The 25,420-nt window shown below is 70.7% G+C and carries 21 protein-coding genes; 2 read left to right on the top strand and 19 right to left on the bottom strand.

From position 1 onward, the window contains the following. Positions 1-38: 38 nt before the first annotated feature. The 15 genes from IG78_RS0106800 to pgsA form a co-directional block, all read right to left on the bottom strand. Positions 39-2,726, bottom strand: a complete 2,688-nt coding sequence (locus IG78_RS0106800) for a RelA/SpoT family protein (RefSeq protein ID WP_030560453.1) — start codon at positions 2,724-2,726, stop codon at positions 39-41. A gap of 221 nt (positions 2,727-2,947) precedes the next feature. Then, positions 2,948-3,496 (bottom strand): adenine phosphoribosyltransferase, encoded by a 549-nt coding sequence (locus tag IG78_RS0106795; RefSeq protein ID WP_030560452.1) that lies wholly within the window; start codon positions 3,494-3,496, stop codon positions 2,948-2,950. Then, positions 3,493-4,638, bottom strand: a complete 1,146-nt coding sequence (secF, locus tag IG78_RS0106790; RefSeq protein WP_030560450.1) for a protein translocase subunit SecF — start codon at positions 4,636-4,638, stop codon at positions 3,493-3,495. Before secF ends, IG78_RS0106795 begins: the two co-directional genes overlap by 4 nt. Position 4,639: 1 nt before the next feature. Continuing rightward, the gene (secD, locus tag IG78_RS0106785; RefSeq protein ID WP_030560449.1) at positions 4,640-6,451 is read right to left on the bottom strand and encodes a protein translocase subunit SecD; all 1,812 of its coding nucleotides are present in this window, start codon (positions 6,449-6,451) and stop codon (positions 4,640-4,642) included. A 184-nt stretch (positions 6,452-6,635) separates the two neighbouring features. After that, positions 6,636-7,118 (bottom strand): preprotein translocase subunit YajC, encoded by a 483-nt coding sequence (gene yajC, locus IG78_RS0106780; protein ID WP_030560447.1) that lies wholly within the window; start codon positions 7,116-7,118, stop codon positions 6,636-6,638. Between the two features lie 177 nt (positions 7,119-7,295). Continuing rightward, entirely contained in the window at positions 7,296-8,435 is a 1,140-nt protein-coding gene (ruvB, locus tag IG78_RS0106775) for a Holliday junction branch migration DNA helicase RuvB (protein WP_030560446.1), read from the bottom strand. A 97-nt stretch (positions 8,436-8,532) separates the two neighbouring features. Then, positions 8,533-9,144, bottom strand: a complete 612-nt coding sequence (gene ruvA / locus IG78_RS0106770) for a Holliday junction branch migration protein RuvA (RefSeq protein ID WP_030560444.1) — start codon at positions 9,142-9,144, stop codon at positions 8,533-8,535. After that, positions 9,141-9,698: a crossover junction endodeoxyribonuclease RuvC gene (gene ruvC / locus IG78_RS0106765; protein ID WP_030560443.1), complete on the bottom strand. Its 558-nt coding sequence runs from the start codon at positions 9,696-9,698 to the stop codon at positions 9,141-9,143. The genes ruvA and ruvC overlap by 4 nt, the downstream gene beginning before the upstream one ends. A gap of 194 nt (positions 9,699-9,892) precedes the next feature. Further along, on the bottom strand, positions 9,893-10,645 hold the full coding sequence (locus IG78_RS0106760) for a YebC/PmpR family DNA-binding transcriptional regulator (RefSeq protein WP_030560441.1): 753 nt from the start codon (positions 10,643-10,645) through the stop codon (positions 9,893-9,895). 48 nt (positions 10,646-10,693) lie between these two features. Then, on the bottom strand, positions 10,694-11,302 hold the full coding sequence (pdxT, locus tag IG78_RS0106755; RefSeq protein ID WP_030560440.1) for a pyridoxal 5'-phosphate synthase glutaminase subunit PdxT: 609 nt from the start codon (positions 11,300-11,302) through the stop codon (positions 10,694-10,696). A 3-nt stretch (positions 11,303-11,305) separates the two neighbouring features. After that, entirely contained in the window at positions 11,306-12,229 is a 924-nt protein-coding gene (gene pdxS, locus IG78_RS0106750) for a pyridoxal 5'-phosphate synthase lyase subunit PdxS (protein ID WP_030560438.1), read from the bottom strand. Positions 12,230-12,404: 175 nt separating this feature from the next. Continuing rightward, the gene (locus IG78_RS0106745) at positions 12,405-12,950 is read right to left on the bottom strand and encodes a membrane protein (RefSeq protein ID WP_030560437.1); all 546 of its coding nucleotides are present in this window, start codon (positions 12,948-12,950) and stop codon (positions 12,405-12,407) included. A gap of 511 nt (positions 12,951-13,461) precedes the next feature. Continuing rightward, positions 13,462-14,628, bottom strand: coding sequence for a glycosyltransferase family 4 protein (locus IG78_RS0106740; RefSeq protein ID WP_030560436.1), 1,167 nt, complete (start codon positions 14,626-14,628; stop codon positions 13,462-13,464). Continuing rightward, positions 14,625-15,686: a phosphatidylinositol mannoside acyltransferase gene (locus IG78_RS0106735; protein WP_225881946.1), complete on the bottom strand. Its 1,062-nt coding sequence runs from the start codon at positions 15,684-15,686 to the stop codon at positions 14,625-14,627. Before IG78_RS0106735 ends, IG78_RS0106740 begins: the two co-directional genes overlap by 4 nt. Continuing rightward, positions 15,683-16,411, bottom strand: coding sequence for a phosphatidylinositol phosphate synthase (gene pgsA / locus IG78_RS0106730; RefSeq protein WP_030560433.1), 729 nt, complete (start codon positions 16,409-16,411; stop codon positions 15,683-15,685). Before pgsA ends, IG78_RS0106735 begins: the two co-directional genes overlap by 4 nt. Before the next feature lie 207 nt (positions 16,412-16,618). On the opposite strand from pgsA, the gene IG78_RS0106725 reads away from it, so the two are divergent. Beyond that, entirely contained in the window at positions 16,619-18,829 is a 2,211-nt protein-coding gene (locus IG78_RS0106725; RefSeq protein ID WP_030560432.1) for an elongation factor G-like protein EF-G2, read from the top strand. Between the two features lie 231 nt (positions 18,830-19,060). Further along, positions 19,061-20,716, top strand: coding sequence for a hypothetical protein (locus IG78_RS0106720; protein ID WP_030560430.1), 1,656 nt, complete (start codon positions 19,061-19,063; stop codon positions 20,714-20,716). Between the two features lie 120 nt (positions 20,717-20,836). Here the strand turns inward: IG78_RS0106720 and IG78_RS0106715 are convergent, their stop codons facing one another. From IG78_RS0106715 to IG78_RS0106700, 4 genes are all read right to left on the bottom strand, one after another. Next, entirely contained in the window at positions 20,837-21,397 is a 561-nt protein-coding gene (locus tag IG78_RS0106715; RefSeq protein ID WP_030560429.1) for an HIT family protein, read from the bottom strand. A gap of 75 nt (positions 21,398-21,472) precedes the next feature. Continuing rightward, positions 21,473-23,455, bottom strand: a complete 1,983-nt coding sequence (gene thrS / locus IG78_RS0106710) for a threonine--tRNA ligase (RefSeq protein ID WP_030560427.1) — start codon at positions 23,453-23,455, stop codon at positions 21,473-21,475. Between the two features lie 148 nt (positions 23,456-23,603). Beyond that, entirely contained in the window at positions 23,604-24,833 is a 1,230-nt protein-coding gene (locus tag IG78_RS0106705) for a hypothetical protein (protein ID WP_030560426.1), read from the bottom strand. Next, the gene (locus tag IG78_RS0106700; protein ID WP_030560585.1) at positions 24,830-25,396 is read right to left on the bottom strand and encodes a DUF4365 domain-containing protein; all 567 of its coding nucleotides are present in this window, start codon (positions 25,394-25,396) and stop codon (positions 24,830-24,832) included. The genes IG78_RS0106705 and IG78_RS0106700 overlap by 4 nt, the downstream gene beginning before the upstream one ends. Positions 25,397-25,420 lie beyond the last annotated feature (24 nt).

The following is a 25,420-nucleotide window of genomic DNA, read 5'->3' as shown; positions in this document are numbered from 1 at the left end:
CATGTGCGGGCGGCCTCGACCCCGGCTCTGCGGGCCGCTCAGGGCCTTCGCGCCGACGTCACGCGGTACACGTCGTAGACGCCCTCCACTCCCCTGACCGCCTTGAGCACGTGCCCCAGGTGCTTGGGGTCGCCCATCTCGAAGGTGAAGCGGGAGGTGGCGACGCGGTCGCGGGAGGTCTGGACGGCCGCCGACAGGATGTTCACATGCTGGTCCGAGAGGATGCGCGTGACGTCCGAGAGCAGCCGCGAGCGGTCGAGGGCCTCCACCTGGATGGCGACGAGGAACACCGAGGACTGCGTGGGCGCCCACTCGACCTCGAGGATGCGCTCGGGCTCACGGGACAGCGAGTCCACGTTCACACAGTCGCTGCGGTGCACCGACACACCGCTGCCGCGCGTGACGAAGCCGATGATGGGGTCGCCGGGCACCGGCGTACAGCAGCGTGCGAGCTTGACCCAGACATCCTCGACGCCCTTGACGACGACTCCGGGGTCGGTGTTCGAGCGGCGCTTGGAGCGGCTGCGTGAGGGCGGTGTGCTCTCGGCGATGTCCTCGTTGGCGGCCTCCTCGCCGCCGAGCGCCTGGACGAGCTTCTGTACGACGCTCTGCGCGGTGACGTGGCCCTCGCCGATCGCCGCGTACAGCGAGGAGATGTCGGGGTAGCGCATCTCGTGGGCGAGGGTGACGAGGGAGTCGCCGGTGAGGATGCGCTGGATCGGCAGGTTCTGCTTGCGCATGGCGCGCGCGATGGCGTCCTTGCCCTGCTCGATGGCCTCCTCGCGGCGCTCCTTGGAGAACCAGGCACGGATCTTGTTGCGCGCCCGCGGCGACTTGACGAAGCCGAGCCAGTCGCGGGAGGGACCCGCGCCCGCGGCCTTGGAGGTGAAGACCTCCACCAGGTCGCCGTTGTCCAGGGTCGATTCGAGCGGTACGAGCCGGCCGTTGACCCGGGCTCCTATGGTGCGGTGGCCGACCTCGGTGTGCACCGCGTACGAGAAGTCGACCGGGGTCGCGCCCGCGGGCAGCGCGATGACGTCGCCCTTCGGCGTGAAGACGAAGACCTCGTTGCGCGACAGGTCGAAGCGCAGCGACTCCAGGAACTCGCTGGGGTCCTCGGTCTCCTTCTGCCAGTCCAGGAGCTGGCGCAGCCACGCCATGTCGTTGAGGTGGTCGTCCTTGCCACCGGACTTCCTCGGTACGTCGGTGCGCACCTTGGAGGCACCGGCGACGGCCTCCTGCTTGTACTTCCAGTGCGCGGCGATGCCGTATTCGGCGCGGCGGTGCATGTCGAACGTGCGGATCTGCAGCTCGACGGGCTTGCCGTTGGGGCCGATGACCGTCGTGTGCAGCGACTGGTACATGTTGAACTTCGGCATCGCGATGTAGTCCTTGAACCGGCCGGGGACCGGGTTCCAGCGCGCGTGGACGGTGCCGAGGGCCGCGTAGCAGTCGCGGACGGTGTCCACGAGGACGCGGATGCCCACCAGGTCGTAGATCTCCGCGAAGTCACGGCCGCGGACGATCATCTTCTGGTAGACGCTGTAGTAGTGCTTCGGCCGTCCGGTGACGGTGGCCTTGATGCGGGCGGCGCGCAGGTCGGCCTGGACCTCGTCGGTCACTATGGCCAGATACTCGTCGCGCTTGGGGGCGCGCTCGGCCACCAGGCGCACGATCTCGTCGTACATCTTGGGGTAGAGGATCGCGAAGGCGAGGTCCTCCAGCTCCCACTTGATGGTGTTCATGCCCAGGCGGTGCGCCAGCGGAGCGTAGATCTCCAGGGTCTCGCGGGCCTTCTTCTCCTGCTTCTCGCGCTTGAGGTAGCGCATCGTGCGCATGTTGTGCAGACGGTCGGCGAGCTTGATGACCAGGACCCGGGGGTCCTTGGCCATGGCGACGACCATCTTGCGCACGGTCTCGGCCTGCGCGGCCTCGCCGAACTTGACCTTGTCCAGCTTGGTGACGCCGTCGACGAGCAGGGCGACCTGGTCGCCGAAGTCACGGCGCAGTGTGTCGAGGCCGTACTCGGTGTCCTCGACGGTGTCGTGCAGCAGGCCCGCCATCAGCGTCGCGGGGTCCATGCCCAGCTCGGCGAGGATCGTGGTCACGGCGAGCGGGTGCGTGATGTACGGGTCGCCGCTCTTGCGCTTCTGGCCGCGGTGCCAGCGCTCGGCGACCTGGTAGGCCCGCTCGATCTGGCGGAGCGTGGCGGTCTCGATCTTCGCGTCGTTGCTGCGCACTATGCGCAGCAACGGCTCCAGGACCGGGTTGTACGGGTTGGAGCGCTGGACGCCGAGGCGGGCGAGGCGGGCCCGCACCCGGTTCGAGGAGCCGGAGCGCTCCGGCTTGCCGGTGGCGGCGGGCTTGGCGGGAGCCGGGCGCACGGGAGGGGTTTGGCGGACCGGCGGCGCCGGGTCGGCCCGGGGCGGGTCGGCGGGGGGCGTCGTCCGGGCGGGGCCTGCCGGGGGCGTGGCGCGGGGCGGGTCGGCGGGGGGCGTCGCCCGTGGCGGACCGGCGGGGGGCGTGGCCCTGCCCTGCGTGGTCGGCTTGGGGTCGGTTCCCGGCGCGGGGCGGGGTTCCTTGGCCGACTGGTGCGCCGCCTGCTCGCCCTGCGCGGACGTCCCGCCGGGCGCGCCCGGCGCCTTCTTCGCGGGCGCGGACGCCGCGGCCCGCTCGGCCTGCTGGGCGGACTTGGCGGTGGCAAGTGGCTGGGACTCGTCTGGCAAGAGCGCTCCCTGTGCGCGATCGGGTCCCCCGGTGAGGTCCCGAAGTCTCCATGGTATCGATCCTGGGCCAATGGCTCGCCCTCGGCCGGTGGGACGGCTCCGTACTGCAGAAACACCGGAGGCGGGTGCCGGATTCCGCCGGACCCGCCTCCTCGTGCTGTCGGGGTGCGGGGCGCCGCCTGCGCGGCGCCCGTTCCCGTCCCACCGTCTCCGTGTGCTTCTCAGACCGTGAGCAGGGCCTCCAGAGGGGCGCCGTCCAGGGCGGGAACCAGCCGCTCCCTGCCGCCGAGGAAGCCGAGCTCCATCAGTACGGCGACACCGGCCACCTCGGCCCCGGCACGGCGGATGAGCCGCAGCGAGGCCTCCGCCGTGCCGCCGGTGGCCAGGACGTCGTCGATGACCATGACACGGTCACCGGCGGCCAGGTCCTCGGCGTGCACCTCGATCTCGGCGCTGCCGTACTCCAGGTCGTAGGCCTGGCTGAGGGTCGCTCCGGGGAGCTTGCCCGCCTTGCGTACGGGAATGAAGCCGAGCCCGGCGCGCACGGCGACCGGGGCCGCCAGGATGAAGCCGCGCGCCTCCAGACCGACGACCTTCGTGGCCCCCGAGCGCACGCTCGACTCGACGAGCGCCTCGGTCAGGGCCGTGAACGCCACCGGGTCCGCGAGCAGCGGTGTGATGTCCTTGAACGTCACACCGGGCTCGGGGTGGTCCGGTACGTCACGGATGCGGCTGAGCAGCAGCGCGCTGGGATCGGCGAGCTCGGTCATCGGCGCTTCCCCGACGGGCGGCCGCGGCCGCGGTTACGGGCGGGCTGGGAGCGCGGACCCGAGCGCGGCCCGACCACGGCGGGCGCCGCGCCCTCGGACGCCGCGTCCCCGGGCTCGTCGTCCCGGCCGTCGTCACCCGCGGGCTCCGGGGCCTCCGCGGACTCGCCCTTGGCGGCGGCCGCCCTGCGCTTGGCGAGCACCCGCTTCTTGAGCGCCTTCATCTGCGGCTCGGTCTCCTTGAGATCGGCGACCAGCGGGGTCGCGATGAAGATCGAGGAGTACGCGCCCGCGGCGAGGCCGACGAACAGCGAGAGCGAGATGTCGTTCAGCATGCCCGCGCCGAGGAAGCCACCGCCGATGAACAGCAGCCCCGCGACCGGCAACAGCGCCACGACCGTGGTGTTGATGGACCGCACCAGGGTGCTGTTGATCGAGCGGTTGGCGACCTCGCTGTAGGTGAAGCGGGTCTGCTTGACGAGGTCCTTCGACTGTTCCTTGAGGCTGTCGAAGACCACGACCGTGTCGTACAGCGAATAACCGAGGATGGTCAGCAGACCGATCACCGTGCCCGGTGTGACCTCGAAGCCGACCAGGGCGTACACACCCACGGTGATGGTGATGTCGTGGATGAGCGCGATGAGGGCGGCAACCGCCATCCGCCACTCGAAGGCGATCGCCAGATAGATCACCACCAGGACCATGAAGATCGCCAGGCCCTGCCAGGCCTTGTTGGCGATCTGCTCACCCCAGCTCGGACCCACCAGGTCGGCGTTGATGTCGTCCGCCTTCATGTCGAACTCGTTGGCGAGCTCGGCCTTGACCTGGTCGGACTTGCCGGTGTCCACACCGGCGATCTGGATGCGCAGGGTGTCGTTGCCGAGCTTCTGTACGAGCGCGTCGTGACCGGAGGCCTTTTCCGCGGCCTCTTCCGCCTTGGCGACCGACACGCTGGTCTTCGGCGTGTTGAAGACGGCGCCGCCCTCGAACTCGATGCCCATGTTCAGGCCGCGCACCGCAAGGCCGACGATGGCCGTGATGGTGATCAGGATCGAGATGCCGTACCAGATCTTGCGCTTGCCGACGAAGTCGTAGCCGACCTCGCCGCGGTAGAGCCTGGCGCCGAGATCTCCCAGTTTCGACATCTCACGCCTCCTTCGGGGTGGTCGAGTCGACGGGGACGGTCGGACCGCTGGGGCGCGAGCGGCGCAGCGGCGGCTTGGCACCGAGACGCTTCGGGTCGAGGCCGGACCACTTGCCGCCGCTCGCGAAGAACTTCTTGCGAGCCATGATCGTCATCAGTGGCTTGGTGAAGAAGAACACCACCACGACGTCGAGGAGCGTCGTCAGACCGAGCGTGAACGCGAAGCCCTGGACCTTGCCGACCGTGACGATGAAGAGCACCGCGGCGGCGAGGAACGACACGAAGTCGGAGACCAGGATGGTGCGCCGCGCCCGCGGCCAGGCACGCTCGACGGCAGGCCGCAGCGTACGGCCCTCGCGGACCTCGTCCCTTATGCGCTCGAAGTACACGATGAACGAGTCGGCGGTGATTCCGATGGCGACGATGGCGCCACAGACCGCGGGCAGGTTCAGCGCGAACTTAATCGTCGGGCCGAGCAGCGTCATGATCGTGTACGTCAGCGCCGCGGAGACGAAGAGGGAGGCGATGGCGATGAGCGCGAGACCGCGGTAGTACGCCACCAGGTAGATGATGACGAGCGCGAGGCCGATGGCACCGGCGATCATGCCGGCCCGCAACTGCTCGCCGCCCAGGGCCGCGCTGACCGTGGTGACGCTCTGCTCCTTGAAGGTCAGCGGGAGCGCGCCGTACGACAGGATGTTGGCCAGGTCCTTGGCCTCGTCCTGGGAGAAGCTGCCGGAGATCTCGGCGTCGCCGGTGGTCAGCGCCTGGCTGACGTACGGGGCGGAGACGACCTCGCCGTCCATGACGATGCCGAACTCGTTCTGCGGCGGCTGCTTGCTCGCGAGCTTGCCGGTGATGTCCGCGAACTGCTTCGTGCCCGTCTTGGAGAAGTTCATCGTGACCTTCCAGCCAGCGGCACCCTGGGTGTCGTAGACGGCCTTCGCGTCATCGACCTCCTTGCCGTTGACCTCGGAGGGTCCGAGGATGAACTTGTCCCAGCCGTTCTTGTTCTCACCGCAGGCCACGACCGGGTCGGAGGGCTTGATGCCCTCCTTGACCTTCGCGCGGGCCTTCTTGTCGGTGCAGTCCAGCTTGGCGAACTGCTCCTGGAGCTGCGCGGTGGGGTCGCCGGAGGGAGTGGGCGACGGGTCCTTCTTGCCGTCGTCCTTCTTGTCCTTGGCCGGGTCGTCCTTGGCGTCGGTCGTCGAGGACGGGGTGGCGTCGGCCTTCAGGGCCTCGGTGACGGAGCGGCCCTGGGTCGTCGGCGTCCCGCTCGGCGAGGTCGCCTCCTCCTTGGGCTCGTCGCTTCCCTTGGGCTTGTCGCCGTCCTTGGACTTGTCGCCGCCTGACTTGTCCTTGCCGGAGTCCGACGGCTTCGGCGTCGGCTTCTCGGCGGCGCCGGTGCTCGGCTGCTGGGCCAGGACGGGCCGGAAGTAGAGCTGCGCGGTCGTGCCGACCTGCTCACGCGCCTGTTTGGCGTTGGTGCCCTTGGGAATGTTGACGATGATGTTCCGGTCGCCCTGGGTCTGCACCTCGGCTTCGGAAACACCCAGACCGTTGACACGGTTGTTGATGATGTCAACGGCCGTGTTCAGATTGGTCTGGTTGATCGCGTTCTTCTGGCCCGGCTCGTTCTTCGCCTCGAGCGTGATGCTCGTACCACCGGCGAGGTCGATGCCGAGACGGGGCGTCGTGTGCCCGGAGAGGAACATCCCTCCGGTCATCGCCACCAGGGCGATCATGATCAGGACCAGGGTGCGGCCCGGTTTCCCCTGGGCGGCCTGCTTGCGGCCCTTCTTGGGTGCTGCCACCTTCTCGTTCTCCCTGTCCAACCGTCCGGCCTGCGGGGTGCCTCCCCATCACCTGCGCTGAGCGGAGGCCTGCGTGGAGGGGACCCGGGCGGGCGGCCATGAAGTTGTGTCGAGACGCGGCGCGAAATCACCTGGGCGGGGGTGGTGGTGCGCGAGCGGGCGCACGCCGGTCCCCCGGCCGTGACTACTTCGCGCCGGACTCGCCGTCGGTCTTCTTCGGCTCTGCGTCAGCGGCCTCGGGGGCCTCGTCGGCCGCGTCCTTCTTGCCGAGGTCGATGCGCGAGTCGTCCGAAGAGTCCGCGGCGTCGGCGCGCGCACCGGTCTCGGTGAGGGAGGAGGCGTCGTCCGGGACCACCGGGGCGTCGTCGGACGCCGGCTCGTCCTCCGCACCGTGCACGATGCGGTTGTACTCGTCGTCGTCGAGGACGGCGCCGATGGAGTTCTTCGCGTACACCGCGTGGACGCCGGGGGCCACCTCGAGGAGGACAGCGTCGTCGTGGACCTCCTTGACGGTGGCGTACATGCCTCCGATCGTGCGGATGCCGGTGCCAGGCGTCATGTCACTGCGCATCTGGGCAGCCGCCTGCTGCTTCTTCTTGGCGGACCGGGTCATCAGGAACATGGCCCCGATGAGCACGATGAAGGGGAGGAGGGTCACGATATTCACGGGACGGAGTTTCCTTCGCACGACCGCGTAAGAGGGCGGCCTGATGGATGGGGGTGGGCGGCGCCGCCCACAAGGGCGGCATCGGCGGAGTCTAAGCGAGTCCGCACCTTACGAACAACGCTCAGCATGGCACCGCGGTTCCTGACAGGGCGACTCTCCGCGCCGCCGCGCGCCACGTCACGACCCGAACAAGTCCTGTTGTCCAGTTCCCGCTCCCTGCCGGGGCGGTACGAGACCCAGATGGGCCCACGCCGCGGGCGTCGCGACCCGCCCCCTGGGGGTACGGGCGAGCAGCCCCTCCCTGACGAGGAAGGGCTCGGCGACCTCCTCGACCGTCTCACGTTCCTCCCCCACCGCGACAGCGAGGGTCGAAAGGCCGACAGGACCGCCGCCGAACAGCTTCAGGAGGGCTGCGAGCACGGCGCGGTCGAGGCGGTCGAGCCCCCTGCCGTCGACCTCATAGACCCTCAGGGCCGCGCCCGCGATCTCGCGGTTGATCACGCCGTCCGCCTTGACCTGCGCATAGTCGCGCACGCGGCGCAGCAGACGGTTGGCGATACGGGGGGTGCCGCGGGACCGGCCCGCGATCTCGGCGGCGCCCTCGGCGTCGATGACCACGTCGAGCAGGAGCGCGGAGCGGTGCACCACGCGTTCCAGCTCCGCCGGTTCGTAGAACTCCATGTGCGCCGTGAAGCCGAAGCGGTCGCGCAGCGGCGGCGGCAGCAGGCCCGCGCGCGTGGTGGCGCCGACGAGTGTGAACGGGGGCAGCTCCAGCGGGATGGCGGTGGCGCCGGGGCCCTTGCCGACGATCACGTCGACCCGGAAGTCCTCCATGGCCATGTACAGCATCTCCTCGGCGGGCCGCGACATGCGGTGGATCTCGTCGAGGAAGAGGACCTCGCCCTCCTGGAGGGAGGAGAGGATCGCGGCGAGATCGCCCGCGTGCTGGATGGCGGGACCGCTGGTGATGCGGATGGGGGCGCCCATCTCGGCGGCGATGATCATCGAGAGGGTGGTCTTGCCGAGGCCGGGGGCGCCGGAGAGCAGCACGTGGTCGGCGGTGGCGCCGCGTGCGCGGGCGGCGCGCAGGACCAGGTCGAGCTGCTCCCTGACCTTTTCCTGGCCGATGAACTCGCCCAGGTCCTTGGGGCGCAGGGCGGCCTCGACCGCCTGGTCCTCGCCGTCGGCGGCGGCGCCCACGAGCCGCTCCGCCTCGGGCCCGCCGGGCCGGTCCGCTCCAGGCCCGCCGAGTCGCTCGGCCGCGTCGGCCGCGGCCTGTCCAGATGCGGCCTCGCCGGTCGTGTCGTCCCAGTTCATGCGGTGTGTGCCTCGCGTCCGTACGGGGGTCTGCGGTCTGTCGTGGGGGAACGCCGTGCCGCACCCGGGTCGATGGCGGGCGCTCCGGCCGTGGGGCTCAGCGCGTGCGGTTCAGGGTCTGGAGCGCGGCCTTCAGGAGCTGGCCCACCTGGGGGGTGCCCTCGGCGGCCTCGGCCTGCGGGGTCACCGCGGAGACGGCTTCGTCGGCTTCGCGCGTCGCGTACCCGAGGCCGATCAGGGCGGCGTGCAGTTGGTCGCGCCAGCCCGCGGTGACGGCCGTCCCGATGGCGGGGCCGCCGGTGCCGAGGGGCTGGCCGAGGCGGTCCTTGTACTCGAGAAGGAGCTTCTGGGCGCCCTTCTTGCCGATGCCGGGCACGGCGGTGAGCGCCTTCTCGTCGCCGGTGGCGACCGCGCGGCGCAGGGCGTCCGGGCTGTGCACGGCGAGCATGGCCTGGGCCAGGCGCGGGCCGACACCGCTCGCGGTCTGCAGCAGCTCGAAGGTCTGGCGCTCGTCGTCGTCCGCGAAGCCGTACAGCGTCAGGCTGTCCTCCCGTACGACCAACGAGGTGGCGAGCTTGGCCTGCTGGCCGACGCGGAGCGTGGAGAGCGTGTTCGGCGTGCACTGGACGGCCATGCCGACGCCGCCGACCTCGACCACCGCGGTGTCCGGCGCGAGTGCGGCGACGGGGCCGCTGACAAAGGCGATCATGCGGTACGGCCTTTCGATGCGTGCTGGTCCACTGCCTGCTGGAGGCGGTTCTTGGCCACCGCCTGCTGGAGGCGGTTCTGCGCGGGGGCGCGCCAGATGTGGCAGATGGCGAGGGCGAGGGCGTCGGCGGCGTCCGCCGGTCTGGGCGGTGCGTCCAGGCGAAGGAGGCGGGTCACCATCGCGCCGACCTGGGCCTTGTCCGCGCGGCCGCTGCCGGTGACGGCGGCCTTGACCTCGCTGGGGGTGTGCAGGGCGACGGGGATGCCGCGGCGGGACGCGCACAGCATGGCGACGGCGCTCGCCTGGGCCGTGCCCATCACCGTGCGGACGTTGTGCTGGCTGAACACGCGCTCCACGGCCAGGACTTCGGGCCTGTGCTCGTCCAGCCACTCCTCGATGCCCTGCTCGATGGCGACGAGGCGGTGGCCAAGCTCCGCGTCGGCCGGGGTGCGTACGACCCCTACGCCGCGCATGGTCAGGGGGCGTCCCGCAACGCCGTCGACGACCCCCACACCACACCGGGTCAGCCCCGGGTCGACCCCCAGCACGCGCACGTGACCCCTCCCATCGCCTGTCCATGCAGGTTATCGGGTCCCTCTGACAACGCGATGGGCCGACGGGGTGTGTCCCGTCGGCCCATGGGCGCCCCGTAGGGGCGCGGGTCAGTATCGAGTTGCGGCTGCGCCGCGGGGCGCGAGCAACTACGGACGGCCGACAGCCGCCGGATCACGAAAGCCCAGCGGAGCGCCTACGCGTCGACCTTGGCCATGACATCGTCGGACACATCGAAGTTGGCGAAGACGTTCTGCACGTCGTCGCTGTCCTCCAGGGCGTCGATGAGCTTGAAGATCTTGCGGGCGCCCTCCTCGTCCAGCTCGACCTGCATGGTCGGGACGAAGTTGGCGTCGGCCGAGTCGTAGTCGATCCCGGCCTCCTGGAGCGCGGTGCGCACCGCGACCAGGTCGGTGGCCTCGCTCAGCACCTCGAAGGACTCACCGAGGTCGTTGACCTCTTCGGCACCGGCGTCCAGGACGGCGCCGAGGACGTCGTCCTCGCCCAGCTCACCCTTGGGGACGATCACGACGCCCTTGCGGTTGAAGAGGTACGACACGGAGCCCGGGTCGGCCATGGAGCCGCCGTTGCGGGTCATCGCGACACGCACGTCGGAGGCCGCGCGGTTGCGGTTGTCGGTCAGGCACTCGATGAGCACCGCGACCCCGTTCGGGCCGTAGCCCTCGTACATGATCGTCTCGTAGTCGGCGCCACCGGCTTCGAGACCGGCGCCGCGCTTGACCGCGGAGTCGATGTTCTTGTTCGGGACCGAGCTCTTCTTGGCCTTCTGGATGGCGTCGAAGAGCGTCGGGTTGCCCTCGACGTCCGCGCCGCCGGTCCGCGCCGCGACCTCGATGTTCTTGATCAGCTTCGCGAAGAGCTTGCCGCGCTTGGCGTCGATCACGGCCTTCTTGTGCTTCGTCGTAGCCCATTTAGAGTGGCCGGACATCTGCCTGTCTCCTTCGCGTAACCCACCTCAGTACGAACGCCAGAGATCCTACAAGTATCGCGTCGGCTGCTTCGCCCGGACCATGTCCACAAAAAGGGCGTGCACCCTGTGGTCCCCCGTCAGCTCGGGGTGGAAGGACGTCGCGAGCACGTCGCCCTGGCGTACGGCGACGATGTGTCCCTCGTGCTCGGCGAGCACGTCGACGGCTGCGCCGACCGACTCCACCCAGGGGGCGCGGATGAAGACGCCCTCCACAGGGTCGCCCTCGATGCCCTTGACGTCCACCGCCGACTCGAAGGACTCGTTCTGCCGCCCGAAGGCGTTGCGGCGCACGATCATGTCGATGCCGCCGACCGTCTCCTGCCCCGAGCGGGGATCGAGGATCTTGTCGGCGAGCAGGATCATGCCCGCGCAGGTGCCGTACACCGGCAGGCCGTCACGCACGCGCGCGCGAAGGGGTTCGAGCAGGCCGAAGAGCACCGCCAGCTTGGAGATGGTGGTCGACTCGCCGCCAGGGATGACGAGGCCGTCGACCTCGGCGAGCTCCTCGGGGCGCCGCACCGGCCTGGCCACGGCGTCCGCCGCGGCCAGGGCGATGAGGTGCTCCCGCACGTCGCCCTGGAGTGCCAGGACGCCCACCACGGGGGTGTCGTTCATGGGTTACCAGCCGCGGTTCGCGTAGCGCTCGGCCTCGGGCAGGGTGTCGCAGTTGATGCCGACCATGGCCTCACCCAGGTTCCGGGAGGCGTCCGCGATGATCTTGGGGTCGTCGTAGAAGGTGGTGGCCTTCACGATGGCGGCGGCGCGCTTGGCCGGGTCGCCGGACTTGAAGATGCCGGAGCCCACGAACACGCCCTCGGCGCCGAGCTGACGCATCAGAGCGGCGTCGGCGGGGGTGGCGACGCCACCGGCGGAGAACAGGACCACGGGCAGCCTGCCGAGCTCGGAGACCTCCTTGACGAGCTCGTAGGGGGCGCGGAGGTCCTTGGCGGCGGCGTACAGCTCGTTGTTGTCGAAGCCACGCAGCCTGGCGATCTCGTTCTTGATCTGGCGCAGGTGGCGGACGGCCTCGACGACGTTGCCGGTGCCGGCCTCGCCCTTGGAGCGGATCATCGCGGCGCCCTCGGCGATGCGGCGCAGGGCCTCGCCCAGGTTGGTGGCGCCACAGACGAACGGCGTGGTGAAGGCGAACTTGTCGGAGTGGTTGACCTCGTCGGCCGGGGTCAGGACCTCCGACTCGTCGATGTAGTCGACGCCGAGGGACTGCAGGACCTGGGCCTCCACGAAGTGGCCGATCCGCGACTTGGCCATCACGGGGATGGACACGGCCTCGATGATGCCCTCGATCATGTCCGGGTCGGACATCCGGGCCACGCCGCCGTCCTTGCGGATGTCGGCGGGAACCCGCTCCAGGGCCATGACGGCGACGGCGCCGGCGTCCTCGGCGATCTTCGCCTGCTCCGGCGTCACGACGTCCATGATCACGCCGCCCTTGAGCTGTTCGGCCATGCCGCGCTTGACGCGGGCGGTGCCGACGGCGGTGTCCTCGGCGGTCTTGGGGGTGCTGGGGGGCGTGCTGGACACGGGGTGACCTCACTCGGTGACGAAGGCTGGGGCCGCGGGAACCGGGACCGGGACGAACGCGATGACATCCTGCGTTCGGCTTCCGTGGTGTTTCCCGCAGTACTGAGGAAACGTTCCGGGACCAGGCCACTGCAAGGGCCAATGGTGAGGCTGTGGATCGTTTTGCCGCCGCCGGTTACGTCCCGGGGCGGTCCGCGAGGGCCGCCGGTGCCACGTCGTCCATCTCGAAGGCCATCGGGAACGGCGCGTGCCCGGCGAGGTGGAACCAGCGGACCGTGCGGTGGCGGCGCAGGGCGCGGGCCGCGCGTACGGAGTCGTTGTGGAAGCGGCGGGCCATGGGGACGCGGCGGACCGCCTGGCCCAGTTCGTCGGCGGCCTCTTCGCCGCCCGGGGCCTCCCTGACCGCCTCGACCTGTTCCGCCTCCTCGAAGACGGCACGCAGCGCCTGGCTCAACTCGCTCTCGGCGACCTCGCGGTGCTCCTCCTCCGCCTGCCGTGCCGCGTGCGACGCCTCGTACAGGACGATGGACGCGGCCGGGTCGAGCATGCCGGAGGTGGCCAGCTCCTGGGTGACGGAGGCACGGCGCAGCAGTTGCGCGTCGAGGGCGGCGCGGGCCGCGTCGATGCGGGCGTGCAGGCGGTCCAGGCGGCCCGCGGTCCAGCTCAGGTAGAGGCCGATCGCGAGCAGGGCGACGGCGATCCAGATCAACGTGGAGGTCACCCCCGCACCGTATCTGGCGGGGGCGCCTTGGGCGGTTCGGGGCTGTTGGCCCCTGGCCCTGTGCCCCTCGGCCCCTTGGCCCCTCAGGTCCCGTTTGTCGGCCTTCGGCCTCGTCCTCAATCGCCGGACGGGCTTTTGTCGCCCTTCGGGCTCGTCCTCAAACGCCGGACGGGCTGTTGAGGGCCTCCCGGTTCGACCTTGAGCGCCGGACGGGCTGTTGGCTGCCTCCGGACTCGTCCTCAGACGCCGGACCGGCCTTTGTCGCCCTCCGGGCTCGTCCTCAACGTCCTCAAACGCCGGACGGGCTGTTGGGGGCCTTCGGGTTCGTCCTGTGCGCCGGGCGGGCTGTTGGGGCCTCTAGGTTCGTCCTTGAGTGCCGGACCGGCTGTTGGCGGGCCCGGAACTCGTGCTTGGACGCCGGAGCGGGTGTTGGCGGGCTCCGGGTTCCTGCTGTAGCGGCGGGGCGGGTGTCGGTGGCCCGCTAGCAACCAGCCGCAGCGTGTCCGGCGGGCTACAGCTTGTCCTTGGCCAGGCCGAATCTTGCGCGCAGGCTCGTGCGTTCGTCCGCGGCCACCGCTGTCGCGCCGTCGGTCACGGTCTCGTACACGGAGAGGATGTCCGCGCCCACCGTCGCCCAGTCGAAGCGGCGCACGTGCTTGCTGCCGCGCTCGCGGAGTTCGGTGCGGCGGTCGGTGTCGCTCAGGAGTCGTACGGCCGCGTCGGCCAGGGAGTCCGCGTCCTCGTTGGCGAACAGGTCGCCGGCCGCGCCCTGGTCGAGGACCTGGGCGAAGGCGTCCAGGTCACTGGCGAGCACGGGCGCGCCCGCGGACATCGCCTCGACCAGGATGATCCCGAAGCTCTCGCCGCCGGTGTTCGGGGCGACGTACACATCGACGCTGCGCAGCAGACGCGCCTTGTCCTCGTCGGTGACCATGCCGAGGAACTCCACCCGGGAGCGCAGCTCGGCGGGCAGGGAGGCCACGGCCTCCTCCTCGTCGCCGCGCCCCGCCACCAGGAGGCGGGCCCCGGGCCGCTCCTCGAAGATCCGCGGGAGGGCGCGCATCAGGACGGGCAGGCCCTTGCGGGGCTCGTCGATCCGCCCGATGAAGCCGATCGTCTCCCCCTGCCACTCGGCCTTGGGCTCGGCGCGGGCGAAGAAGTCGACGTCGACACCGTTCGGGATGACCACCGCGTCGCCGCCGAGGTGCTCCACCAGGGTGCGGCGCGCGTACTCGCTGACCGCGATCCGCGCGCTGATCTTCTCCAGGGCGGGCTGCAGGATCGGATACGCCGCGATCATGGCCCGTGAGCGCGGGTTGGAGGTGTGGAACGTGGCGACGATCGGCCCCTGCGCCGCCCAGCACGTGAGCAGACCGAGCGACGGCGACGTCGGCTCGTGGATGTGGACCACGTCGAAGGTGCCGTCGTGCAGCCAGCGCCGGACGCGCGCGGCCGAGATGAATCCGAAGTTCAGCCGTGCCACCGAGCCGTTGTACGGAACGGGAACGGCTCGCCCCGCCGACACCACGTACGGCGGCAGGGGGGTCTCGTCATCGGCGGGGGCGAGTACGGAGACCTCATGCCCGAGGCGGACGAGGTGCTCCGCCAGATCACGGATGTGGAACTGGACGCCGCCCGGGACGTCCCACGAGTAGGGGCAGACGATGCCTACCTTCACGGTGTCCCCTCGGCCGTCGTCTCCGGAGACGTCGATGCGGGCGGCGCCCCTGAGGACGGGGACGACGGTCCGGGCGGCGTCGCCTTCGGAGAGGCCGCCTTCGGAGAGGGCGCCTCCGTAGCGGGCCGCTTCGTAGCGGCAGCCTCCGTAGTGGGTGCCTTCGACGGGTCCAGGTCGGCCAGCCACAGGTGCTGCAGCATGTGCCAGTCCTCGGGATGCTCGGCGATGCCCGTGGCGAAGGCGTCGGCGAGTGCCTGCGTCATGGCGGCCGTCTTCTCCGCGCGCGTCCCCGTCTCGGGCACCTCGACCGGCGGGTGCACGCGGCCCCGCATGACTGGCGAATCGTCGTACCAGAGCGTCACGGGCAGCAGCACCGCACCGGTGTGCTGGGCGAGCGCGGCGGGGCCCGCGGGCATGCGCGCGCTCTCGCCGAAGAACTTCACCTCGACGCCGGACGCCGAGAGATCACGGTCGGCGACCAGGCAGACAACGCCCCCGGCGCGCAGCCGCCGGGCCAGCGTCCCGAAGGCCGAGCCGCCGGTGTGCGGCAGGACCTCCATGCCGAGGCCGCTGCGGTAGGCGACGAAACGGTCGTACAGCGACTCGGGCTTCTGCCGCTCCTGCACGGTCGTGAACGGGATCTCCAGCTTCGTGGTCAACCACGCCCCGGCCAGGTCCCAGTTGCCCAGGTGCGGGAGCGCGACGACGACTCCCTTGCCCGCCGCCAGGCCTTCGGTCAGGCGGTGCATGTCCTGCCCGGAGAAGCCGTTGCGGATGCGGTCCTTGCTCCAGGCCGGGAGCCGGAAGGACTCCATCCAGTACCGCATGTACGAGCGCATGCCCGCCTTGGAGAGCTCGGCCAGGCGTGCGGGGCTCGCGTCGGGCACCACGCGCGCGTAGTTCGCCTCAAGGCGCAGCACGCCCTTGCCCCGCCGCTTCCACGCCAGGTCGGCGATGGTGCGGCCGAGGCGCACGGCGGCGGGCTCCGGCAGCTTCTTGAGCGTGCTCCAGCCGACGCCGTACAGCGCGTCCGTGAGCTTGTCCGTGGCGGCGCTCATGAAGCCGCCTCGCTCTGCTGCGGCGCCTCCCGCGCGGCCTCCTGGTCCGCTTCCGCGGACTCCCTGCGCACGGTCACCACCCGCTGGACGAGCGTGACGAGGCTGCCGACGGCGACGATCCACAGCGCGATGGGCAGCAACACGTCGATGCCGGGCACGCCGAACTTGTGCAGCCCGGCGAGGCCCGCGGCGACCAGCGAGATCACAAGCCGCTCGGCGCGCTCCACCAGACCGTTGACGGCCACAGGAAGGCCGATGGCCTCGCCGCGCGCCTTCGTGTACGACACGACCTGACCGCTGGCCAGGCAGAAGAGCGTCACCGCGCACAGCACGTTGTCGTCGCCGCGGCCCGCGTACCAGAGCGCGAAGCCGCCGAAGATCGCGCCGTCGGCGACCCGGTCGAGGGTCGAGTCGAGGAACGCGCCCCACCGGCTGGAGCGGCCGAGCTGGCGCGCCATGTTGCCGTCGATCAGGTCCGAGAACACGAACAGGGTGATGACGACCGTGCCCCAGAAGAACTCGCCCCGGGGATAGAAGACCAGCGCTCCCGCGACCACACCGGCCGTACCGATGAACGTGACCGTGTCGGGGCTGACCCCGCGGCGGATGAGAAACGCGGCGAACGGTGTGAGGACACGCGTGAAGAATGCACGCGCGTACTTGTTCAGCATGGCCTTCCCGAGGGTCGGTGCCCTGGCGGCCCCGTTGGCCACCGGCTGGCCCATCGTAGTCACGCCCGCGGCACCCCGGCTCGCCCCCTCACGATCGCGTACGACGTATGGACGCACCGTGACACGGGTGCAAAGCTCGAAAGCACCGCGGGCGTCGCCGGAGCCGCCCCCGCACGCTCGGGTCCCGTGCGTCCGCGCACAGCCAGCATCCCTGAGGGGGCTGCGCCTCCTCAGCCATGCGCACGACCGGGAGGCCAAGGCATGGGCGACAAGGCGAACGCACACCCCGGAGCCGCCGGCAGGGCAGCGACGGCCGACCACCCCGCGTCCGTACGGAATGTGGTGCTGGTCGGCCACAGCGGATCGGGCAAGACGACCCTGATGGAAGCCCTCGCGCTGACCGCGGGGGCGGTGAACCGGGCGGGCCGGGTGGAGGACGGCACCTCGGTCTCCGACTACGACGACATCGAGCACCGCCAGCAACGTTCGGTACAGCTTTCCCTCGTACCCGTCGAATGGGGTGGCTACAAAATCAATGTCCTGGACACTCCGGGATACGCCGACTTCGTCGGTGAGCTGAGGGCCGGTCTGCGCGCCGCGGACGCGGCCCTTTTCGTGGTCTCGGCGGCCGAGGGCGCCGAGGGCATCGGCGGCGCGACCCGCATGGTGTGGGAGGAGTGCGCGGCGGTCGGCATGCCACGGGCCATCGTGATCACGCACCTGGAGACCGCGCGCTCCGACTTCGCGGAGATGACGCGCTCCTGCGCCGAGGCCTTCGGGGCCGACGACCCCGACGCCGTCCTGCCGCTGTACCTGCCGCTGTACGGCGAGCAGGGCCCCGACGGGCACGCTCCGGTGACCGGTCTGATCGGGCTGCTCTCGCAGCGGGTCTTCGACTACGCGTCGGGCGAACGCAAGGAGTCCGAACCGGGCCCCGACCAGTTGCCCGTCATCCAGGAGGCGCGCAACAAGCTCATCGAGGGGATCATCGCCGAGAGCGAGGACGAGTCCTTGATGGACCGCTACCTCGGCGGTGCGGACATCGACTACGAGACGCTCGTCCAGGACCTGGAGCACGCCGTCGCACGCGGCATCTTCCACCCGGTGCTCGCCGCCGCGCCCGCCGCCGAGGGCGCCCGCCAGGGCATCGGCACCGTGGAACTGCTCGACCTGATCACGGGCGGCTTCCCGACCCCCCTCGAGCACCCCGCCCCGGCCGTCACCACCCCCGCGGGCAAACCCCGCCCCGCCCTCACCTGCGACCCCCAGGGCCCCCTGGCCGCGGAGGTCGTGAAGACCGCCTCCGACCCGTACGTCGGCCGGATATCGCTGGTCCGCGTGTTCTCCGGGACCCTGCGCCCGGACGAGACGGTGCACGTCTCCGGGCACGGCCTGGCGGACCGCGGCCACGAGGATCACGATGTGGACGAGCGCGTGGGCGCCCTGTCCTCGCCCTTCGGCAAACAGCAGCGCACACTCAGCCAGTGCATCGCCGGCGACCTGGCCTGTGTGGCCAAACTCAGCCGCGCCGAGACCGGCGACACCTTGTCCGCCAAGGACGACCCGCTCCTGATGGAGCCCTGGGACATGCCCGACCCACTGCTGCCGCTCGCCATCCAGGCGCACAGCAAGGCCGACGAGGACAAGCTGTCGCAGGGCCTCTCCCGGCTGGTGGCCGAGGACCCCACCATGCGGCTCGAACAGAACCAGAACACCCACCAGGTGGTCCTGTGGTGCCTCGGTGAGGCGCACGCCGACGTCGCCTTGGAGCGGCTGCGCAACCGCTACGGAGTGCAGGTCGACCTGGTGCCGCACAAGGTCTCCCTGCGCGAGACGTTCGCGAGCAGGTCGACGGGCCGCGGCCGTCATGTGAAGCAGTCCGGCGGCCACGGCCAGTTCGCCATCTGCGAGATCGAGGTGGAGCCGCTGCCGGGCGGCAGCGGCATCGAGTTCGTCGACAAGGTCGTGGGCGGTGCGGTGCCGCGGCAATTCATCCCGTCCGTCGAGAAGGGCGTCCGCGCCCAGGCGGCCAAGGGCGTCGCGGCGGGCTACCCGCTGATCGACGTGCGCGTCACGCTGCTCGACGGCAAGGCGCACTCCGTGGACTCCTCCGACGCCGCCTTCCAGACGGCTGGCGCCCTCGCGCTGCGGGAGGCGGCGGGCGACGCCACCATCCATCTGCTCGAACCGGTCGCCGAGGTGCAGGTCCTCGTCGCCGACGAACACGTCGGCTCGGTGATGAGCGACCTCTCGGGGCGGCGCGGCCGGGTCGTCGGCACCGAACAGGCCCCCGGCGGGCGCACGGTGGTGCGGGCCGAGGTCCCCGAGATCGAGATCGGCAGATACGCCGTCGACCTGCGGTCCCTTTCACAAGGCACCGCCCGTTTCAGCCGGAACTACGCCCGGCACGAGCCGATGCCGCCGCAGTTGTCCCAGAAGATCCGTGAACAGGCGCAGGGTCCGCACAGTTGACGCACAGGTGACCTGAACCGGCCGGATGCCGCCCGTTCCGCCCCCCGTCGGGCGAGCGGCATTCGGCGACCCACTGCCGGATGTCAGTGCGCACCGATACGCTGATGACCTGATCAATGGCCGTGCCCGCCAGGTCAACAGGTGTGCCGGTCCGCGCAGTCGGGAACTTTGGGGACAACGCAGTCGGGAAGAGCCGTGGCGCCGAGCGCGGCGCGGCGATGGGGGCGGCAGGTGGCGGACGACGTATTCGACTTCAGGCCGGGGGCCCAGGTGCCCCTGGCGGGCGCCGCGGGACAGACCGCGGCGACGCAGGCCCTGGCGTCGGCGGCGTATCGCGACGGCGAGGTCGACGACATCCTCAAGGCCAACAGCGACTGGCACAAGTCCGTGGTGAAGCCCGGTCTGTGGTCGCTGTGCAAGCCCAACCTGGGTGAGGCCTTCTCACGGACCGTGCAGGTGCGGATGCTCGGCGGCGCCCGCCCGCCGCTCATCCAGTCCTTCGGCACGGAACCGCAGGTGGTCGTCGAGCACTGCCTCGCGGCCAATCGGATCCGCAGACAGCGCGACAGTTGGCTGACGGCGGTCACGGCCCTGTGCGGGCTGCTCTTCCTGCCCGGCCTCCTCGCCTGGCTCCTGGTGTTCACGGCCCGCAGATGGGTCACCAAGCAGAAGGACAAGCGCACCCACGCCATCGCCACGGCCCTGCTCGTGGCCCTCGGCGTGGTGGTCGCCCTTGTGCTCATCAAGCTGCCGTTCGACGGCTTCTGGGCCTGGTATCTGCGCCTGTGCGCCGTTGCGCCCGTGCTCGGCTGGTTCTGGGCCAAGCACGTGGCGGAAGGCACCGCGAGGGATCTGCGGGAGCGCTGGGACAGCCTGCTCGCGGGCGGTGGCGTCGGCGCGAAGATCCCCGAGGCGGTCCCCGGCAGCCCGGGCGAGACGGCGGCCGAGCGGCTGCGCCAGGGCCTCGCGCGCCTGTCCGCGGAGCAGCAGTCCAACTCCGTCTTCTACGCCGGGCCCAAGGGAATACTGGGCATGGGCACCCGCTGGGGCAGTTGGCAGCTCGCCGAGGAGCTCACCCCGCGCGACGACGACAAGGAGATCAACCCGTTCCGCAGTTGGGACGTGATACGCGCGGTGCACGACCAGCTCCGCATGCTGGAGCGCGGCCCCCTGCACACCGGCGGCTTCCCCAAGCCGTCGATAAAGCACTGGATCGTCACGCCCATCGGTGAGAACGCGGGCTCGGTGGCCCGCCCCTCGGGCACGGACGTCGACGCCTTCCAGATCAAGGGCCACGAGATACAGCGCATCTGCAACGAGCAGCAGTTCGGCAGCGGTGACCGGCACTACCTGGGCGTGCAGTTCACGCTCTGGGACGGCCAGCTTGTGATCACCATGCTGATCACGGTGACGGTGCTGCACGAGACGCTGCGCATCGAGGTCACGGGGCACGCGCTCGGGCCCGTGCACTCCCTGTTCACCAGCAAACCGGCGCCCAAGACGAAGACGGTCAGCAAGACCATCAAGTTCTGGGAGACCAAGACCCAGCAGCTACCGCTCGTCGATGCCCAGGAAGTGGTGCGCCTCGCGGTCCGCGCCCCCTTCACCTGGTATCCGCCGATCCTCGACTACCTGGGCGGCAAACTGGTCCTGCCCGAGCCGTTCGGCCTGCGGCACGCCTGGGCGGACAAGCCCTGGCGGCACCGCTTCATGGCCGACGACGCGCTGCGCGCGGCCACACCTGTGCTGCGTGTGGTGCACTCGGCGGCGCTGAAGGTCCTGGAGGAGAACGGCGTGAACACCGACCGCTTCGGCGCCCGCGCCACGTTCCTGAGCGGCGCGGTGCAGGACCCGGCCCCGAAGCAGGCGGACGTGTACAACGCGTAGGGCTCACCGCCGGTACGACGAGTACGACGACGAGAAGGGCCCGGGTGACGCGGCACGCACAGTGTGCGTGCCGCGTCACCCGGGCCCTTCCGCCGCTCCACTGGGCGCCCGCCCTGGGTGCTAGCCCTTCGGCCAGGCCTCCGCCAGCATCTTGCGGGTGTCCGCGAGCAGTTGCGGCAGCACCTTGGTGTGCCCGACGACCGGCATGAAGTTCGTGTCCCCGCCCCAGCGCGGCACGACGTGCTGGTGCAGATGCGCGGCGATGCCCGCGCCCGCGACGGTGCCCTGGTTCATGCCAATGTTGAAGCCGTGCGCCCCGGACGCGGAGCGCAGAGCCGTCATCGCCTGCTTGGTCAGCTCACCGAGCTCGGCGGTCTCCGGCCCCGTCAGCTCCGTGTAGTCGGCGACGTGACGGTAGGGCACGACCATGAGGTGCCCGCCGTTGTACGGGTAGAGGTTCAGGACCGCGTACACGTGCTCACCGCGCGCGATGACGAGCCCGTCCTCGTCCGACTTGGCCGGGATCGAGCAGAAGGGGCAGCCGTCGTCCGCACCCGGACCGCTGGGCTTGTTCTCGCCCTGGATGTACGCCATCCGGTGAGGCGTCCACAGGCGCTGGAACGCGTCCTGAGTCCCCACTCCGATCTGCTGCTCCGGCTCAGTCGTCATGGTGGTCAGCATATTCGCCGTCGGGGATGTGACGAGGGGCGGCCCCGGCGGGGCCGCCCCTCGGATCCCGCTCACGCGGGGAGCACATCACACCTGCACGCGGCGCTCCACCACATCGACGAGCTTCGCGATCGCCTGGTCACGCGGAATGCCGTTCTCCTGCGACCCGTCCCGGTACCGGAAGGACACCGAACCCGCGGCCATGTCGTCGTCGCCGACGATGACCATGAACGGCACCTTGCTGCGCTGAGCGTTGCGGATCTTCTTCTGCATCCGGTCCGACGAGGCGTCCACCTCGACCCGCAGACCGTGCTTCTTCGCCTCCTCCGCGAATGCCTGGAGGTACGGCACGTGCGCGTCACCGACCGGGATACCCACCGCCTGCACCGGAGCGAGCCACGCCGGGAACGCGCCCGCGTAGTGCTCCAGGAGCACCCCGAAGAACCGCTCGATGCTCCCGAACAGAGCCCTGTGCAGCATGACCGGCTGCTGCTTGGAGCCGTCCGCCGCGGTGTACTCGAGCCCGAACCGCTTCGGCTGGTTGAAGTCGACCTGGAGGGTCGACATCTGCCAGGAGCGGCCGATCGCGTCCTTCGCCTGTACGGAGATCTTCGGGCCGTAGTACGCGGCGCCGCCCGGGTCGGGGACCAGCGGCAGGCCCTGCTTCTCGGCGGCCTCGCGCAGCGCCTCGGTGGCCTCGGCCCAGTCCTCGTCGGAGCCGATGAACTTGTCCGACTCGGGGTCGCGGGTGGACAGCTCGAGCTCGAACTCGTTCAGGCCGTAGTCGCGCAGCAGGTCAAGGACGAAGGTCAGGAGCTTGTCCAGCTCGTCCGCCATCTGCTCCTTGGTGCAGTAGATGTGCGAGTCGTCCTGGGTGAAGCCGCGCGAGCGGGTCAGGCCGTGCACGACGCCCGACTTCTCGTACCGGTAGACCGTACCGAACTCGAACAACCGCAAGGGCAGCTCACGGTAGGAGCGCCCGCGCGACTTGAAGATCAGGTTGTGCATCGGGCAGTTCATGGCCTTGAGGCGGTAGTTCTGCCCGTCGAACTCGATGGGCGGGAACATGCCCTCCGCGTAGTGCGGCAGGTGCCCGGAGGTCTCGAAGAGGTGCTCCTTCGAGATGTGCGGGGTGTTCACGAACTCGTAGCCGGACTCCTCGTGGCGGCGCCGCGAGTAGTCCTCCATCACCTTGCGGACGACGCCGCCCTTGGGGTGGAAGACGGCGAGGCCGGGGCCGAGCTCCTCGGGGAAGGAGAACAGGTCGAGCTCCGAGCCGAGCTTGCGGTGGTCGCGCTTCTCGGCCTCGGCGAGGAACTCCAGGTGCGCCTTCAGCTCGTCCTTGGACGGCCACGCGGTGCCGTAGATGCGCTGGAGCTGCGGGTTCTTCTCGCTGCCTCGCCAGTAGGCGGCGGCGGAGCGCATCAGCTTGAACGCCGGGATGTTCCGGGTGGTGGGCAGGTGCGGACCGCGGCAGAGGTCCTTCCAGCACAGCTCGCCGGTCTTGGCGTCGAGGTTGTCGTAGATGGTCAGCTCGCCGGCGCCCACCTCGGCGTCCGCGCCGTCGGCGGCGTTCGCGGCGTTGCCCTTCAGGCCGATGAGCTCCAGCTTGTACGGCTCGTCGGCGAGCTCGACGCGGGCGTCGTCGTCGTTGGTGACGCGGCGCGAGAAGCGCTGGCCACGCTTCTGGATCTCCTGCATCTTCTTCTCGATGCGCTTGAGGTCCTCGGGCGTGAACGGCTCGGCGACGTCGAAGTCGTAGTAGAAGCCGTCACGGATGGGCGGGCCGATGCCGAGCTTGGCGTCGGGGAACAGCTCCTGCACGGCCTGCGCGAGGACGTGCGCGGTGGAGTGGCGCAGGATGTCGAGGCCGTCCTCGGAGGAGATCTCGACGGGCTCGACGACCTCGCCGTCGGCCGGCGCGTACGCCAGGTCCTTCAGCTCGTCGCCCACGCGGGCGGCCACGACGGTGCGCTCGCCGTCGAAGAGCTCGGCGGCCGTAGTGCCCGTCGTCACCACGCGCTCTTCCCGCTCGGAATCGCGTTGGATGATCACACGGACGTCTGACACCGGTCTCTCCTGCCTGAAGGGGGCTGCCCTGCTGGTACGGGGCCTGCGGCAGATCTGCTCCTGCACGCGCGACGAATCGTACCGAGCCACGGGGGTCCAGAGCGAAACGGTTGTCCAGGACGGCGGGCTCATGGCCAGGACGGCGGGCTCAGTCCTCGCCGCGCGCCTCCTCGAAGAAGTCCAGGTTCTCCTGCAGCGACTTCGTGAGACGGTCCCGCTCGGCGTCGTCCACCTGGACCGGCACCACCCTGGCGGCCCCCGTGAGCCTGCGGAAGCCGCCCCGGCTCTCCAGGCGGCCGTGCACCCGGATCGGCAGGCCGACCAGGTGCGCGTGCCCGGCGATGCGGTAGTCCTCCTCGTCCAGGGAGATCCGTACGTGCGGGATCTCCGCGCCGGCGAGCACCCGTACCCGCACCGTGCCCGGGCCCCGCGGTCCGGAGCGCCGCATGCGCACCACGGTCCCGGTGATCCGTACCGGTACCGCGGGCTCGGCGCGCAGATAGCGGGCGCTGGCCTCGCGAAGGACGGGCAGGTCGCCGGGCGAGAACTCGACGGGCCCGGCGGCCGCGGCGCACCCCTCCGGGACGCCCGCCGCGGGTGACCACTGGACGCCGACCCCGGCGCCCTCGGTGCCGCGGACGAGGGTGATGACGGCCTCGACCAGTTCATGGCTGACGCCCGCGCCGACGGCGCCGTCGAAGGCGTGCATGGCGCCGGTGGCCCGCTGGTAGTCGACGGCTTCGCGGGCGGCGTACAGCGCCTGGTGCAGGCGCACGGCGAGCGGCCGTCCGGCAGGCACGGGCAGGTAGGCGGTCAGGCGGCGGCCGCCGGGCGCCGGGCCGACCAGGACGCTCTCCAGTGCGGCCGCGGCGGGGCGGCGGTGCCGCGCGCCGTAGTACCCGGCCCGGGCGCGGGCGGCGAGCGCCCCCGCGAGGAGCAGTTGGCGGGCGGCGCCGCGAAGCTGTTCCTCGACGGTCCAGGACGCGGTGCCCGCGGGACCGCTCGGCACATCGCGCCACCAGGAGATCTCGTCGCTGGGCACGGCGAGGGCGACGAGCACGTCGCGGGCGGACGGCGACGAGCTGCGGGCGAGCGCGGTCAGGGCCTCGCCGATCAGGTCCTCGCTGTCGGGGAAGGAGCGGCTCTCCGGCACGAGCAGGCTGGTGCCGCCCGCGCCGGGGCCCGGCGGGGTCCAGCGGGAGTAGCGCCCCGGGGCGCCGCCGCGGCGGCGCCAGCCGTGCCGGGCGAGCAGCGCGCCGAGCACGGCGGGGTCGACCCGCGCGGGCTCGGGCGGGTCCGGCCGGCCGGTCCGGGCGTGGCCGGGGTGGGGGCGCGGACCGCGCGGTGGCGCGGGCTCCTCGATCGGGCGGTGCATCAGGGCCTCCCTCCCGTCCCGACGCGCGTCATGATCTCGCAGAGCGCCCGGTCGTCGAAGATCCGCGTGGTCGGGACACGGACGGTGGTCCTTCGACGGCCCGTCACCGGGTGTCCGGCGAGGTTGGTCCAGTAGCAGCAGTGCCGCAGGTCGAGCCGGTCGTGCCCGGCCCGCAGCCAGTCGTCGCGCGAGCGGGGCACGATCATCACCACGAGGATCTTGTGCACCGATACCGGGGTGCGGGCGAGCTTCACCAGGTGCGCGTTGTCCAGGGTGAAGGAGAAGACGGGCCCCGTCGGCCGTGGCGGGAGCTGGTAGGTGCACTTGAGCTGCACCTTGATGGTGACTTCGTCGTCCACCGTGTGTCCGGGGGCGCTGTGGCTGACGTGCCAGTCGATGCCGTTGTCCGGGAACGGCTGGGAGAGCGAGCACTCCGCCGCGGCGGCGACGGCGTGCAGATAGCCCACCTGAAGGGTCTCCATACAGGCGGTGGTGGCGAGATTGCCGCGCGGCGGTGCGATCCGCTCGGGCAGCAGCCCGCCCTGTTCGGGCTGCGCGAGCGCCATGTCCCAGAAGCCTTCCGAACCGGA

It is taken from the genome of Streptomyces aureocirculatus, from assembly GCF_000720475.1.
GTDB classification, from domain to species: Bacteria; Actinomycetota; Actinomycetes; order Streptomycetales; family Streptomycetaceae; genus Streptomyces; species Streptomyces aureocirculatus.
Note: the sequence above shows the minus strand (reverse complement) of the source record. Positions and strands in the feature narration are given on the sequence as shown.

What these genes read in the sequence shown, in the direction of transcription:
- IG78_RS0106715 (WP_030560429.1), bottom strand. Translation starts at nt 21,397, where the DNA reads ATGCTGACCACCATGACGACTGAGCCGGAGCAGCAGATCGGAGTGGGG.
- ruvA (WP_030560444.1), bottom strand. Translation starts at nt 9,144, where the DNA reads ATGATCGCCTTTGTCAGCGGCCCCGTCGCCGCACTCGCGCCGGACACC.
- secF (WP_030560450.1), bottom strand. Translation starts at nt 4,638, where the DNA reads ATGTCGAAACTGGGAGATCTCGGCGCCAGGCTCTACCGCGGCGAGGTC.
- IG78_RS0106735 (WP_225881946.1), bottom strand. Translation starts at nt 15,686, where the DNA reads ATGAGCGCCGCCACGGACAAGCTCACGGACGCGCTGTACGGCGTCGGC.
- pdxT (WP_030560440.1), bottom strand. Translation starts at nt 11,302, where the DNA reads ATGAACGACACCCCCGTGGTGGGCGTCCTGGCACTCCAGGGCGACGTG.
- IG78_RS0106700 (WP_030560585.1), bottom strand. Translation starts at nt 25,396, where the DNA reads ATGGCGCTCGCGCAGCCCGAACAGGGCGGGCTGCTGCCCGAGCGGATC.
- IG78_RS0106795 (WP_030560452.1), bottom strand. Translation starts at nt 3,496, where the DNA reads ATGACCGAGCTCGCCGATCCCAGCGCGCTGCTGCTCAGCCGCATCCGT.
- pgsA (WP_030560433.1), bottom strand. Translation starts at nt 16,411, where the DNA reads ATGGGCCAGCCGGTGGCCAACGGGGCCGCCAGGGCACCGACCCTCGGG.
- IG78_RS0106725 (WP_030560432.1), top strand. Translation starts at nt 16,619, where the DNA reads ATGGGCGACAAGGCGAACGCACACCCCGGAGCCGCCGGCAGGGCAGCG.
- IG78_RS0106760 (WP_030560441.1), bottom strand. Translation starts at nt 10,645, where the DNA reads ATGTCCGGCCACTCTAAATGGGCTACGACGAAGCACAAGAAGGCCGTG.
- ruvB (WP_030560446.1), bottom strand. Translation starts at nt 8,435, where the DNA reads ATGAACTGGGACGACACGACCGGCGAGGCCGCATCTGGACAGGCCGCG.